Origin of the sequence: Methylocaldum sp. RMAD-M (genome assembly GCF_017832375.1) — a bacterium.
Classification (GTDB): Bacteria; Pseudomonadota; Gammaproteobacteria; order Methylococcales; family Methylococcaceae; genus Methylocaldum.
Window position 1 is genome coordinate 56193 of the sequence record NZ_JAFIBZ010000012.1, and the last position, 14533, is coordinate 70725.

General features: G+C 60.8%; 8 protein-coding genes. All 8 read right to left on the bottom strand.

Annotated features, from left to right (window positions below; translation table 11 throughout):
* Nucleotides 1-15 precede the first annotated feature (15 nt).
* Nucleotides 16-498, bottom strand: a complete 483-nt coding sequence (locus JOD69_RS13255; RefSeq protein WP_086134187.1) for a preprotein translocase subunit SecB — start codon at nt 496-498, stop codon at nt 16-18.
* The gene (locus JOD69_RS13260) at nt 495-1067 is read right to left on the bottom strand and encodes a type II toxin-antitoxin system MqsA family antitoxin (RefSeq protein ID WP_077732399.1); all 573 of its coding nucleotides are present in this window, start codon (nt 1065-1067) and stop codon (nt 495-497) included. Before JOD69_RS13260 ends, JOD69_RS13255 begins: the two co-directional genes overlap by 4 nt.
* Nucleotides 1068-1072: 5 nt before the next feature.
* Complete coding sequence (locus JOD69_RS13265; RefSeq protein WP_205781051.1) at nt 1073-1537, bottom strand: hypothetical protein; 465 nt, start codon at nt 1535-1537, stop codon at nt 1073-1075.
* A 27-nt stretch (nt 1538-1564) separates the two neighbouring features.
* Nucleotides 1565-5614 (bottom strand): N-6 DNA methylase, encoded by a 4050-nt coding sequence (locus JOD69_RS13270; protein WP_086134185.1) that lies wholly within the window; start codon nt 5612-5614, stop codon nt 1565-1567.
* Nucleotides 5615-5636: 22 nt separating this feature from the next.
* Entirely contained in the window at nt 5637-6053 is a 417-nt protein-coding gene (locus JOD69_RS13275; RefSeq protein ID WP_077732397.1) for a type II toxin-antitoxin system VapC family toxin, read from the bottom strand.
* A complete protein-coding gene (locus tag JOD69_RS13280) occupies nt 6050-6298 on the bottom strand; it encodes a type II toxin-antitoxin system Phd/YefM family antitoxin (protein WP_077732396.1) in 249 nt (82 codons plus the stop codon). The genes JOD69_RS13275 and JOD69_RS13280 overlap by 4 nt, the downstream gene beginning before the upstream one ends.
* A 63-nt stretch (nt 6299-6361) precedes the next feature.
* Entirely contained in the window at nt 6362-9148 is a 2787-nt protein-coding gene (locus tag JOD69_RS13285; RefSeq protein WP_086134184.1) for a helicase-related protein, read from the bottom strand.
* Nucleotides 9145-14451 (bottom strand): DEAD/DEAH box helicase, encoded by a 5307-nt coding sequence (locus JOD69_RS13290; protein ID WP_086134183.1) that lies wholly within the window; start codon nt 14449-14451, stop codon nt 9145-9147. Before JOD69_RS13290 ends, JOD69_RS13285 begins: the two co-directional genes overlap by 4 nt.
* Nucleotides 14452-14533: the final 82 nt, after the last annotated feature.

Here is a 14533-nt window from a genome sequence, read left to right on the forward strand (position 1 = left end):
ATACATCAAGGCGGCTTACTCTGCCGCGGGATCATCATGGCGGTGATGGGGCAGTTGAACCGCGGGCATAATCAATCTTGGCAGGCGCATGCGCTCGCATTGCGAGGCGAGGTATTCGCGCCAATAGGGCCAGACATGATAGCTGGCATTTTTCAGCGCAAACTCATCGATGCAGTTCTGGGCGAGTTCGGTTTGCAGGCGATACTCGGCTACGAACTCGGCTTCGATGACCGCGAGAACCTTGGGGTCCTCGGCCTCTCGTAATGGCTCAATCCAACGCGTGCCTAGCACCATAAACACGCGCAGCAACCGCCCTTCTCCCTCCACCTCGACGAGGGTGGACTGCTTGACCGCATGCATCTGCTGTACCGTCAATGCCGCAAGGTCGGGAGCGTATTTCGGGTCGAAATCGTCGCTGCAATGGGCAAAAGCACCGCGCAGATAGACGTCCTCAATCTTCAGGCCATCGATAGCTTTTTGCAGGTCGGCGCTGATCATGCGGCGTTTTCGTAGTGTGCGGCGGGTTCGGGTTTCGAGCTGTGAACCACGCGCAGGCGGGGCGTTTTTCGCGGCGTCGCCAGGCTGGACTGATCCGGCTGCCAATCCACGGCTTGCCAGTCGGCCGAACGCGCGGCGACCGCAGGTATCTCCACGCCCGCATCACGCGCCAGCTTGGCGAATGCCTCGGGCACCTCAGACGCCAGCCGCAGCAACTTGTCCATGGCTTCGGATTGCATCACATCGTCGCCTTCGTATTTGGAAAACGCCACCGGCCCGCCGCCGAAAATCTGCGAGGCCTGCGCCTGGGTAATACCCAAGCGCTCCCGGATCGCACGCACCTCTGCACCAGGCAGCAGACCGTCCACCTGCTTTTTGAAGGCAATCATGGCGCGTTTGTTACGGCGGATGTGCTCGGCGCTACCCTGCTCCGATCCGCAAGCATCACACTCGGCAAAGTACAGAGGCAACGATGCGTGTTGTCCTTTGTATTCAACCTCGCTGAAGTCCATGCGCTCATGCAGTTGTCCTTCTTCGCATAGCGGGCAAAGTTGGGTTTGAGGGTTCATACTGGCTACCTCTCCTCGGGCGGGTGGCAAGAGATGATCAACATCATGTTGCCGGAGCGCCCAATCGCAAATTTCACATAATATTCAACATCCATGTGCTTGTTGGCGGTTTCTATCCATTGCCGAAAGAACAGTTGGTAACTGTCGCAAGCCGCCCAGGCGCCGCCCGGTTTGTTGGTACACCACTGGCTCCCTTTGAACTTTCCACCATTCAAAGCGATTTTCACCAGATCGACGACATCGGCGGGCTCCATATCGTATTTTTGGACATCACGCATGCACTTTTGCGTCCAAAGCTTAATTGCCGCCTCGCCTGTAGCCAGTATGGCCAGCACTTCCTCCCTTGTGTACAGCGGGCCGTCGGGGATGCGGCGGTCGGCCTGATCGTCCGACGGCGGCGTACCGGCATAAGCGCTCAGGTTTTTCCTAGTATTTACCATGATGGTAAGTATGTCTATAGGTTTCGCCACGGCTATCCGAAGGAGGTGACAAAGCCTTCATGACAATTCGCCCTTCTCCAATCGATCCCACGCCGCCAGCACCAGCCGCTGAGTGCGGTATTCGCCGAAGGCACGCATCTCGTTGTTCTTGAGCACGCGGAAGGTTTCGGAGGGGTAATCCTCGCCCATCACGTCGGCGGGGTCGAGGATGTAGCGCAGTTCGTCGCGGGTCAGGCCGTAGAGGCGGGCGTACCAGGCGTCCAGTTCGGCGCGGAGGTGAGCGCGGCGTTCGGGGTCGAAGGGGAACGGCTCGCCGTCGTAACCGAGATCGGCGGCCCAGGCTTGCAGATCGTGGGCGGTGTAGGTCAGTTCGAGGACGCGGGGGACGATGAAGGAGAGGTCGGTTTCGGTGTAGCGGTCGGGGGGGAGCACGGGTAGCTGCTTGAAGATAAAGTAGTTCATGTGCGTGCCGCCGGTTTTATGGCGAGCTACGAAGTCGAACGCCAAGGCGCAAAGATTACCCAGTAATGCAGCAAAAGCCGAGTTGTTTTCCCGTTCAGCAAAGAGCATGAGCGGCATTTGATTACCCACCCCAACCCTCGGCACCACCGACGCAATCACCGTGCGTTCGTCCGTCGCCCGGCAAATATCCCGCCAGCCCATCAGCCAGCCGCGTGACCAGTTCTTATCGCTCAGACGTTGTTCGACTTCCGCCTCGCTGACCCAGTAACGCGGGGTGACGGTGAAACTCGGATCATTTTTGTCGTCGAGCGTGACATCGCCGCTGTTTCCGTCGGAACCGTAGCTCGCCCAGCGGTGGTCGAACTGGTGGATCATCTTGGCCTCGTACAGTGGCAGCAGGCCGGGGCTGGGGGCATCGGCAAACAGGTGGCTATCGTTGGCCATGTCCAGCATACGCATGAAGGAAATTCCCCACGGATTGCCATTCGGCTTGCCCTCCTCGATCAGCACCGGTGTGGCGCGGTAGAGCTTCTTGGTGAGTTCGGCATCGCGTTCGCTGCGAAACACCGGGCAGGTGAGCGTATTGGGGTTGATGAGGCGGAATTCGTCCGGAGTGAGACGGAAGCGGCGGCGAGAATCCTTCAACTGATCGACTTGCGTGGCAAAGCAGACGAACTCCGCCTGCTCGGCAGCCCCTAGCGTAAGGAGGCAAAATTTGTAACTGCGATGCACGTCTTCGAACACTGCTTCACGATTTTCAATGTCGTACAGGCTCACCAAGCGTCCAGCTTGGGTGATATTGGCAAAATAAGCTTTGGTGCTGTCGTCTGTGGCGATGCCTGTTGGCACGATAAAACCTGCACGGCCCCGAGGCGCCGTTATCTGATTGATGGTTTCGGCAAACAAGGCATAGGTGTTCACATCCCCCACTCCGGTCAACGGATAGCGACCACCGTCTTCCCCCTTCACATGGGCGAACAGGCTGGCGGCTTCGGCGGTGCGGCGGGCGCCAATGAATTCGGCGTACAGGCGCTGTTCCGCCTCGCACTCGTGGGGCGGATGATCCATTTGCGGATAGAGATGGCGGGCCAGCATGCCCTCCGAGAGCCATTGGATGCGCTGGGCGCGCTCGGCCTTGTTTTTCGCCTCGGCCACGTGGCGGTGGCGGGTGGCGAAGAATTCCTCCTCTTGCAGCTTGATCCGTTCCCAGGGCGGATTGCCCAACACACAGTCAAAGCCCCCCGTCGCGAACACCTGCGGAAAGGCCAACGGCCAGTGCAGCACGCGGGCTTCGCGGCAAACGGCCTGCGCCGCGGCCAATTGCCGCCGGTGGCCGGCGTCGAGGGTATCGGTCAACAGGGCCAGATACAGCGTGGCGCTGGTAGGGATTTGAGTTTCCCGGTCGGCGGTTTTGGGCAGCAGGTAGGCGCCCAGCAGGAGGTCGGCGGCGTGGGCGAGACGGCTCTCCTTCGCCTGCTGCAAGAAATCGCGGTAGGCAGTTTCCTTGGCGGCGATGTCCTGCGTGCTGTTCTCCGGCAGGGCTTCGAGGATTTGCAAGGCGGCCAGGCTATCCGCGTCGTCGAAGCGCAGCCGGGTTTGCTTGCCTTTGAGGTCGCGTTCCAGTTGCTTGAGGCCGACGGCGTTGGCCTTGGCCAGCCGCTTGCACACGTCCTTGTCATCGCCCGAAAGCGGCTTGTAGGCGTCCTTGGCGATGCCCTGTTCCAGCGCTTTCAGATCGGTCAGGCCCAGCAGCGCATCGCCGCATTGCAAATGGTGGTCGAGGAAGGACAGCGGCCGGCCTTCCTCGTAGCCTTCCAGCCACAGGGCGGTGCGGGCCAGTTCCAGCGCCATCGGGTTGCGGTCCACCCCGAAGATGCAGCGTGCCACGACTTCGCGCAAGGCATGACGGTAGTCCTGAGGTGTAACTGCACCCTCCGGGCTTTGTAACTGGGCAAGCTTTTCCGCCAAGCGGCGGGCGGCGGCGAGCAAAAAGTGACCGCTGCCGCAGGCAGGGTCGATCACGCGGATACTCAGCAGTGCCCCGCTGGGATGGGCAGGATTGGAAGCCAGGCGTTGTTCGATCACTGGATCAAGGGCGGATTGGATCAATTCCTGCACCAGTGAGTCCGGCGTGTAGTAACTGCCCGTGTTCTTTCGATCGTTGCCAGCGGTATTTATGAGTTCAAACGTCTTTTGAAGTGCATCTGGTCTCGGATCAAACTCCAGCAGGCTTTCATAGACGCTGCCCAGTTCCTCCGGCCCCATGTTGCGGTAGTCCACCGGCGCCGGGGCGCCGTTGTGACTCGCCCAGCGCAGGTGTTTCAGGGCGGTCAGCAGGTGGTCATTGTCGAGACCGGCGGCGTCGAGATGGGGGCATTGACTCACGGCGAACAGCCCGCCCAAGGCCGGCAGCGCCAATCGCCGTTCGCCATCCGCCAAGCCGCGAAAGACGATGCGCACGGCCTGCCAGTGGTCGTCGAAGCGATTGCGGGCGCGTCGCTTGAGGCAGAGATCGCGCAACCGGGCCAGCGCATAGCCTTCGGCATAGGCGCGGCGGGCGGCAAGCGCCTCCTGGCTGTCGTCGTTGCCATGCAGCAAGCCCCGCTCTTCCACGCTGAACAAAAAGATCAGCCGATAGACGAGACGCAAGAGTTGCTGGAAATAGGCGTCCTTGCTGAGTTCGCCGGTGTGGAGAGCGGCGCGCAGCGCCTCATTGCCGGGATGCTGCAAAAAGCCTTCGCCCAAGGTACGCAGGGCTTCGGTGACAGCCGGGCTCAGGCCTTTGCGCACGCGGGCGCCTTCTTTCTGCCCGGCGACACGCCATTGTTCCCAAATGCAGGCGCCCTCGCCCCCTGCCCCTCTCGCAGTTGGGGAGGGGAGCGGTGCCCGGCTGACATGCAGCAGATGCCAGACGTTGGCGAATTCGGCGAAGCGCTGGCCGCCGAGCAGGTCTTGCAGGTCCACTTCCAGAAAGCTGGGGCGGGTGAGCGTGGCGGCGTCGCGCAACAGGCGCAGTTGCTTGCCGTTGCAGACCATGCCCCAGCAGTGTTCGGCGCTGGCGTTGAGCAACTCCTGCAGGGCCTGGAAGGCGGATTTCTTTCTCGGTGAATGGCGAGTAGCGAGTGGCGAATGGGAAGTCGGCGAGTGGCGAATGGCGAGTGGCGAATGGTCTTCCTTCTTACCATTCGCTACTCGCCATTCACCATTCGCCATCACGGCGAAGCGCGGGTCGGCCTCATCCAGCCCCAACGGGTGCGGGGCGACGACGATGGGCACCTGGCCCGCGAGCAGCGACACCGGGTAGCGGCGATCTGCCACGGCGATATCGGATACAGGCTGGATTTGGGTGTAGCCGAAGGCATCGCGCAGCAGTTCGCGCACAAAGTTCTGGGTGATAGCGGCCGTGTCCAGATCGGCCCGCTCCATCTGGACGGCGAAGTGCTTCCACTCGGCACAGGCGATCTGAAAGGCGCGGCCGTATTCATCCTTGAGCTTGAGCCCTTTCGGGATGGCGTAATCGGCCTCGGTCTGGTGCTGGGCGACGCCGAGCGCGGCTTTTTCCAACTGGTCGGGGAGGAACAGGCCGCCTTCGAGGGTGAGCGTCGGCAGGCTGAGGGCGCCGGCGGTCTTGCGGATGCGCTTCATGTTGGAGGGCGGTGGGTAAAGATCAGGGACTATCCCAGGGATTGAACAGTTCGACGGGGATCTGTTCAAAATCGCGGATGTTACGTGTGACCAGCGTCAGGTCATGTTCAAGGGCCGTCGCGGCGATCAGGCTGTCGATGGCCGGCAAGGGCCGGCCTGCCCGGGCGAGCACGCGCCCCCAGCGATCGGCAATCGCCGCGTCGATGGGTAAAACGCGGCCGAAGAAAAATGCAGGAAGCTCGGTTTCCAGCCAGTCGAGCAGAATTTGACGACGGAAGGCATCGGGACATGCCTCGATGCCCTTGCGTATTTCGCCCAGTGTCAACACGCTGAGGTATAACTGGCTGGCGGGTTTGGCGGCCAGCCAGTCGACCAGTCGCGGGTTGGGATTCTTGCGCCGCAGTTCGGAGAGCACATTGGTATCGATCAAATAGCTCAAAACGAGACCTCTCGCGTGAGGCTGCGGTCCCGCTCCAGAGCAAGATCTTCATCGCCCCAAAGGGGGGATTGACGCATGAACTCGACGAGGGATTTTTGTCGTTGGGCCAGTTGGTCGAATTGCTCGCGCGAGAGCACGACAGCAACGGATTTGCCGTGCGAGGTGATTTCCTGCGGGCTGTGCTGGGCTTCCCGGAGCAGCGCCGACATTTTGGCTTTGGCTTCATTGAGCGGCCAGGTATGCATGATAGCCTCCCGTGCATGACTAGAATGGTCACATTTATAGCGCATTCGACCACCACTCGCCATTCACAGCGCGTCCGGTAACAATACATAAACGCCCATCACATCCACCGGCAGGCAGGACTGGACGCTGTATTGGCCGATATCGCGGGCGGCTTCGCGCACGCGCTGGTGATCTTCCAGCAGGGCCTTGGCGCGCTGCTCGGCCAGCGCTTGGAGTTGCCGCGGGTGGCCGGCGAGAAAATCCAGCGCGGTACGGATTTCGCGCCGCAGGGTTTCCGCCGGCAGGTTGCCGCTGGGGGTGCATTCGAGCAGCCGGGCCACGCTGTCGTCGCTGAGCCATTGCGGCTGGCTACGGCCTCGCACGGCCAGCGCCACGGTTTCCTCGGCCATCATCTGGAAGGGTTCGCGGCGGCGCACGTAGCCGAGTTGGTGGCGCAGGCGCAGCAGGTACACCGTGGTGACCACGTCCACCGCCTCGGTCAGGGTGGCGGCACAGCGGGCGGCGACCGGGCGTTCGCCGGTCAGGCTGTCTTCCAGCAAATGTTCGGCCAGTATTGAGACCAGCGGATGGCTGCGGTGCAGTTCGTGAAAATCGATGAGCAGCGGCTTGGTAATGCCTTCGTCGGCCAGGCGCTGCTTCAGCGCTTCAGGCAGATGCTGGGGCAATAGCCGGAATTGCTGCCTGGGCGCCGGCTCCAGCGGGGCATTCAAGCGGGCGCAGGCGCTCTGCACAAAGCGCCGAACATCCGCTTGGGTGCCGAGGGCTTCTTGTTGCTTTTGCCATTCCGGCAACACTTCGTCAGGGCGAATGCGGCGCTGGGCAAACACCGTGCGATTGGCCTTGGCTTTTTCCAGCGCGTCCTTCCACTGGGCTTCCAGCGGCGCGAGGATCCGCTCGGGCTCGCCGAAGTCGAAACTCATCTGCTGCGGCCCCTGGCGTTGAGTTTCACTACGTTTCATCAGCGCGGCCTTGACTAAGGCCTGGTTGATGCGCACTTCGTCTTCGGGCAGCGGCACCAACACGCCAAGCTCTCGCTGGATAGCCTCGCCCTTGCGCAGAATCACGTTGAGCACGAAGCCATCCACCGGATTGTCCTGGCCCCAGAGCAGCGTGCAGCGTACTTCGCCGGCGCGCTGGCCGAAACGGTCGACACGGCCTTCGCGTTGTTCATGGCGGGTGGGATTCCAGGCGAGATCGTAATGGATGACGGCGGTGAACAGGTGTTGGAGATTGATCCCTTCGGAGAGGCAGTCGGTGGCGACCAGGATGCGCGATTCGTTTTCCTCCATCGCCTCGACCCGCTCGCGGCGTTCCTCCGGGGTATATTCGCCGGTCACGGCTTCCACGCCGGTTTTCGGGAAGGCTTTGCGCAAGTGCTCGGCCACATAGTGGGCGGTAGCGACGTAGCGGCAGAACACCACCGGCTGGTAGCCGTCTTCCAGCAGGGCTTCGAGATGCCGGATCAGCGCGGCGAGCTTGGGATCGCCCGCTTTGCCGGAGAGGCGCTGCGCCTCGGCAATCAGGGCTTGCAGGCGGCTGGCGTCCTGCAATTGGGCCGGGGGTTCGAGGTCGCTGCTACCGAGATCGTCCGCTTGGCCATCGTGCAGGCGCTCATCGGTGAGCAGTTCGTCGGTTTCCACACCGCCTTCCAGGCGGGTGGTCAGGGCTTTGACCGCAGCCGCCGGCGAGGAAGCGACACAGCGCAACAGGGCGAGCGTGGCGTACCAGATCAGGCGGGCGCTGCCGCCGCCGGACTGCTCGATGCTTTCGGCCAGCTCGCGGCAGTAGCTCTGTACATTATCGAAGAATGCCCCCCAGTCGCCGCTGAGCGGGTAGGTGACCTCGGTTTTCATGCGGCGTGGGAAGCCTCGGCCGTCGCCGGTTTCCGCTTGCCATTCGGCGATGTCCTTGCGGCGACGCTGCACGAAATGACGGGCGAGTTCCTGGCGCAGTGGATCGCCGGAGGATAGGCGGCCTTGCAGCGCGGCAAAGCGCGCATCGAGCAGCGATAACAGGTTGTAGAACGCGCTTTCGTCGCCGGAGTGCGGGGTGGCCGTCAGTAGCAGCAGGTGGCGGTGCGGATCTTGCGCCAGCCGTTGCAGTAATTCAAACCGCAATTGTTTGCCCTGCCCACTGGCGGCGCAGGTGTGGGCCTCATCGACGATGATGCATTCCGGCGCGATGGCGAGGAAATGTTCCCGGTGACGCTCGCTCTTGATGTAGTCCAGACTGACCACTACCACGGGGTAATGATCGAAGAGGCTGATGCCATGAGGCAGGTTGCGCTCGATGCGCGAAGCCGAACTGGCCGTCAACGCTACCGCATGCAGATTGAAGCGGGTTTCCAGCTCGCTTTGCCATTGCTCGACCAGATGCGGCGGGCAGAGCACGGCCAGACGGGCGATTTCGCCACGATCGATCAATTCGCGGGCGATCAGGCCGGCTTCTATGGTTTTGCCGATGCCCACGTCGTCGGCAATCAACAGACGCACAGTTGTCAGGCGCAAGGCCATCAACAACGGCACCAATTGGTAGCCGCGCGGCTCGACGGCGATATTGCCGAATGAGCGGAACGGCCCGCCGCCGGCGCGCAGTTTGAGGCGCAGGGCATCGCGGAGCAGCAAGGCGGCGGCGTGATTGCCGGCTTGATCGGGCTCCGGCCAGGGAAATGTGGCGGGCTCGACCGGTTGCAATTCCAGTTCGGGAATCAGGGCAACGATGTCGTCGTCGGCACCGCCCAAGGGACGCAGGCGCAGCCAGTCGCGACGCGATTCGCTTTGCACCACCCATTCGCGGCCCCGGGCGCGAACGAGATTACCGGGCATGAAGTCGTGTTCGAGAGTGGTCATTGTTGTTTTTCGTGCGGGCCGAACACGTCGGCATGGGTGGAAAATTGAGCGGGCCATTGGGCCGGATCGGAAAAGTCGAGCACTTGCCAGCCTTTATCGGTCAGCAGGCTCTGTAGCTCGGGCGATATTGGTTCAAGAAAAACCAGTGCTCGGGTAGCTTTGTACTGGCCGGCGGCAGTGGCGGCGCCCTGATTGACGGTAACCTGGGTCGCGTCCGGCGGGTTCAAGCCGCCATCCGCAAGTGCCTGCAGCCACTGGTCGAGTCGGCCATTGTCTCCAATTCGGGCCGTGGCGGCCGGTTCGGCGCTTTGCGCCGGCTTGGGCGGTTGCACCTCGGCATTGGCAAGCGCCACCAACAGCTTGAGCGCATCGGTATCGCGGCGGTTGATGTGCTCGTGGTCCGGCTGGTTGAAATAAGAGAGCAGACACTGATAGCACCCGGCCTCGCAGATGCGGTTGCCCAGGGTGTCGGTCTGCTCCAAGCTCGATAACTCGTCCAGCTGCCACAGCCCTTGCGGCGCTCTGTGGTGCATGAGCTGCAAGGCATTGCTAGCGACTTGCGCCAGGCTGGCGGGCTCGCTGGCCAGCCGGGTGAGAACACCTGCGCCACCCTCCGCCGCTTCATAGAACAAAAGTGCCTGACGCTGGTCGGCCTTGGGCAACGGTTCCGCCACCAGTTCTGATTCCTCGATCTGAAACGTCATCTCGATGCCGCGCTTGAGCGCCGCCTGCAAGGTGGCCATGGTCTCAATTGGTAATGGATGCAGCGGCGCCAGGATCAGCAGGTTACGGTGGTCCTCGACGAATGGGACGATGCGCTGATTAGGCACCTTGTCGAGCAGGGCTTCATCGTTACCGCCCTCGTCACTGTCGTCGGGGGCATCCTGCTTGCTCCATGTGCCGGTGATCGGATTGATGTAAAAACCGAGTTGTTCCTTGTCCTTGCGGCGGCGCCAGCCGCGATTGATCCGCCACAGGCGTGCAGCCGGCGCATAAGTCAGCTCGGCTAATATCTCGTCACCGCTTGTGACGATTGCCTTGCGCTTTTGGACGACCCCATCCGGCCCCGGTAGGAAACGATAGGTGGTCTGGAGCTCGAAGCCTTGGCGCTGGCGCTCTTCGTCGTTGATGGAAATACGTTCGACGGGCACGGTTTCGACGGTCTCGATGCGGTAAAGCTCGCGTACCCAGTCGTGCTCGGTCAGCAGAGCATCACAGTTTTCACAGGTGTTGACCACGGGGTGAGCGCCGCCAGGTTCGCCCAGATGGCCGTAGCCACATTGGCTGCAAATCAATGATGAGATGGTGGCCAACTGGCTGTTGCCGGAGATGTGGTCGGCCGACCCCACGTTGAGCTTGGCTCGTACCACGCGGTACGTCCGACCCTGGTGGTAGATGAGGCTGCGCGGGCCAAACTCGGAAAGCGCCAAAAAACGCGGGCGACTGACCATGCTGCCTTCGTCATCCTGGCCCGTACCACCCTTGCTGCCAGTGGCGGGAATCCAGGCCATCAGCGGCAGGCGGGGGAAATTGTACCCAGGCAGGAATCCTTGGCTGGCCAGGTAGCGATAGGTGTAAAAATCAGAATTCTGGGTATTACCGCTCTTGAGCAACACGGCGTATTGACGTGCTGCGTCACTATAACGACGTTGGGCGTTTTGCCTCTCGCTGTGAGAAGCCGTGTGACTCTTGACGATCTGATCGGCCATGCTCATTTGCGTGCGGGTGGCATCGAATAACACACGCCAACGTTCCAGGGCTTTGGAGAAACGTTGCGGTGCTTGTTCGATCACCTGCCGAACATAGGCCGGCGAGAACCAGTCGCTGCCATCGAGTTCATTTCGAAGCTGATCGATAACGCGGGCCGCAGCTTCTTGCGCCCGCTCCTGCACCGCTGGGTCATTGAGGCAGTCGTAGTAATGCTTGATCAGCGGCTTGTCCGGCTGATCGAGGTCGAGCATGGGCGCGATGCTGGAATCCAGTTCGACTTGCGCGCATGCCAGCCAGACCGCGTGAAGATGACTTTCAACCAGATCGCGGTTGACCAAATCCAGTGTAGGCGCCCGTACTACACCATGCACCATCTCGTCGGCATGGTGGAAGAACCATTGATCGTGCGGACTCAACGAGGCACAGTAGGTAATGACCAGGGCTTGCTGGCCGGAACGCCCGGCCCGGCCGCTGCGTTGTGCATAATTGGCCGGTGTGGGCGGCACATTGCGAAGATAGACCGTGTTGAGCGCGGAAATGTCGACGCCCAGTTCCATGGTGGGCGAGCAGAACATGACGGGAAGCCGTTCCAGCGGGGCTTCGTGCGCCGGATTACTGGCCCAGTCCTGGCGATCCTTTTCGGTGTAGCGGAAACGCTGCTCCAGCCATTGGCGGCGGGACGCATCGACCTGCGCGGTGTGCTCCTGCGCTTCGAAATCAAACAGAGGGTGGCCGGGCCGGCGCAGCAAATCAGCGACATTCAGGTAGAGTTCGCGAAAGAATAAATTGACGCGGCTGTCTTCGACCGGCATCTCATCGGCGGTCAGGCGCCAGTCCAGCGCCGCCGCATTCAGACGCCAACCGACCAATTGTTGCTCGATCGGGTGTTTTTGCACATAGCCATATAGGTTGGCAGCCTGAAGCAAGGCTTCAACCAGTTCAGTCCACTCCGGATCTTTCCATAGCGGAATCTGGCCGGCGAAGGCGGTTTGTTTCCAAAAGCCGGCCGATTTTATTCGGCGCAACAGGCGCGAGCGTGGCCCTCCGGTAACGAGGTCGGTCCGTGGCTTACCCCTGTACTCCGGGCGTTTACCGAGAATCAGATACTTCGCGGTTTCCAGTTGTTCGTCCGGCGCAAAAGCCCAACGGTCGTTCAGGTAGGAATAGGCGCTGGTGCGGGCCTTATCCTGCTCGACGGCATCCAGATAGCGGCTTTCCAGACAGAGACTGCCGCGCATGGCATCGAAGATGAGTTGACACAAAGCCGCACGATGGCCAGCACTCAGCTTGGCGAGCGTGGCGCTCTTGGTGAATGCCGAATCGTCGGCGCAAAACTCGTCCAGGCTACGGTAGCGAATGGCGAGCAGGCCGAGTTGATCGAGATTCGGGTTGTTGAATCGCCAACCGCGGCGGAGATCGCGCAGCAGCCGATAGCCGATGATGAAGCGCAGCGTCCGTTGTGCTTCCTGCCGCGCTAGACCCATGAGCTTTGGCGTGCGCAGGTACTCGACGAGGGTCGCTTCATCGAGTTGGTCAAAGCCCAGCGCCTTGAAGACCGCATCCGCCAGTTGCTCCTCATTCAACTCGCCGTTGCTGACCTGTAAAGCGCCGATCAGTCCGGAGCGCAAAGTCAGCAGGAAAACGAAGTCATTGAAGTGCCCGGCTTGCAGGGCAGCATCCTGGCGGTTGTCGGTAAAGCCGAGCAACTTGCGTGGATCGGGTTGTCCCGGGAGTGCGGACTCGGTCTCGGTCTCGGTAAAGAGCTGACGTAGTGCGCTGAGTGTGAGGATGGTGGTTGCAGACGAGCGGCCTTCACCCGAGAGGCTGGATAGGCGGTTGATGTCTTTGCCGTGGGCTTCGTGAACTTGACCGCAGCTCAGGCAGAAGCGGAATTTGCCGGGGATGTACCAGTACTGTTCGCCGCCGCCTTCGCTGCCTTGCGTATCGACCGTTACCCGATATGGCACGGCTTTCTTGTAATTCTGTTTGACTTTGGGTTCGGCTCGACTGAGATCCAGCCAGGTTTCCGGCAAGTCCTCCAATTGCCCCCGGTACTGTTGGCTTGCCCGAACGGGACATAGGAATCCATACGCCATGTCGTCCCGGTCCTCCGAGGCGATGTCGTCGATCTCTCGCGGCCGATAGCGGGCAGGGTCTTGCCTTGACCTCCAGACAGGGTGGTATTCCTGACCGCAGTCACGGCAGAAATGCACAGGGTACAGCTGAACGCCTTCGTCTTGGCGGCCCGGCGCAAAGCGTTGGGCATCCAGCGTAATGTGGCGCTTGCCTTGCGCTTCGAGCGTGGCGAGCACTTTACCGGGGCCGCTGATGAACTGATGGAGCTTGAAGGCAAAAGGTGGCCGGCCTTGCGGGGTCTGGACCTCGTGTGCGGCAATCAGAAAACGCTGTAAACCATTACGCGCTTCTTCAACGGTGCTTCCGCAGTCCTGGGCCAGTTTCTGGCTGGCTGCTTGCAGCGTCATGGGCTTGGCGCGGCGCGGTGGCTCATCGTCCGGGAGTTCAATGCCCAGATTGAGTTCTACCCAAATTGCCAGGGGATCGGATCGAAACGCGTCAAAATCACCCCACTCAAAAACCTGCCGAGTCACTGCCGAATAGAGTTGCGCCTGTATGGAAGACACGTCCTTGAGAGGGTCCGTTACCCGCTCTAATGTCTCTCCGATGATATCCTGCTCGGTAATGCTGACACCGAAGAGCTTGCTGGCCACCTCTGCTACGGTTTTGTTGCGGTCGGCGTGACTACCTGCGTTCGACATGGTTGCCGAGGTGCCGATACAGACCAAGGCATCGGCTTGCAAACGCTCTCGCAGGCGACGAACCAACAATGCGACATCCGCCCCCTGCCGACCGCGGTATGTATGCAACTCATCGAGGATCAGGAACTCCAGGCCATGACAATGTTCGACCACGCGTCGGTCATCCTCGTCGAAACGCGTCAGGATGAGCTCCAGCATCATGAAATTGGTCAGAAGAATGTCCGGCGGGTTATCGGCAATGGCGGTGCGTTCGGTCTGTGTCTCCTGTCCAGTGTAACGGGCTACCGAGAACGGCCGCTGTCCATCCGGGTAATCATGCAAAAACTTATCGAGTTCTTCGAGCTGACTATTTGCCAGCGCGTTCATCGGATAGATGACGATGGCACGGGTGCGCGGTGTCTTGTCCTGCTCCTTAGCCTTAAGTATCCGATCAATCACCGGGATGAAAAACGAAAGCGACTTGCCCGAACCGGTGCCGGTTGTGACGACATAGCTTTGCCGATTTTGGCCCTTGGCAATTGCTTGCATCTGGTGGGCGTAAAGCTGTAACGGCAGGACTTGTCCTTCAGTCTTCCCGATTTGAAATATCTCTGCACAGACCTTATGGAGAAGTCCTTCTGCAGCGAGTTGCTGGACAGTCCCTTTGCGCTGATAGTTCGGGTTGATCTGGATGAGTGGCTCCGGCCAATAACGGCCTTCTGCATATTGCCGCTCGACTTCATCGCGGATATCGGTGACTTCGATTCGAACAAAACTGCGAGAGAAGGTGCGATACCCTTCGATCAAGGTATCGCGAAAGTTAAATACGTTTAACATTCTGATTTTTCATCACACTGGAGACGTTGTCCGGGTGTCCTCACCGCTGGTTTCTGCGTTCGACCTAATGCACCGAACACTT

Excerpts from the sequence above, each read along its gene's own strand:
- JOD69_RS13280 (WP_077732396.1), bottom strand. The coding sequence starts at position 6,298 with ATGCATACCTGGCCGCTCAATGAAGCCAAAGCCAAAATGTCGGCGCTG.
- JOD69_RS13290 (WP_086134183.1), bottom strand. The coding sequence starts at position 14,451 with ATGTTAAACGTATTTAACTTTCGCGATACCTTGATCGAAGGGTATCGC.
- JOD69_RS13255 (WP_086134187.1), bottom strand. The coding sequence starts at position 498 with ATGATCAGCGCCGACCTGCAAAAAGCTATCGATGGCCTGAAGATTGAG.
- JOD69_RS13285 (WP_086134184.1), bottom strand. The coding sequence starts at position 9,148 with ATGACCACTCTCGAACACGACTTCATGCCCGGTAATCTCGTTCGCGCC.
- JOD69_RS13260 (WP_077732399.1), bottom strand. The coding sequence starts at position 1,067 with ATGAACCCTCAAACCCAACTTTGCCCGCTATGCGAAGAAGGACAACTG.
- JOD69_RS13270 (WP_086134185.1), bottom strand. The coding sequence starts at position 5,614 with ATGAAGCGCATCCGCAAGACCGCCGGCGCCCTCAGCCTGCCGACGCTC.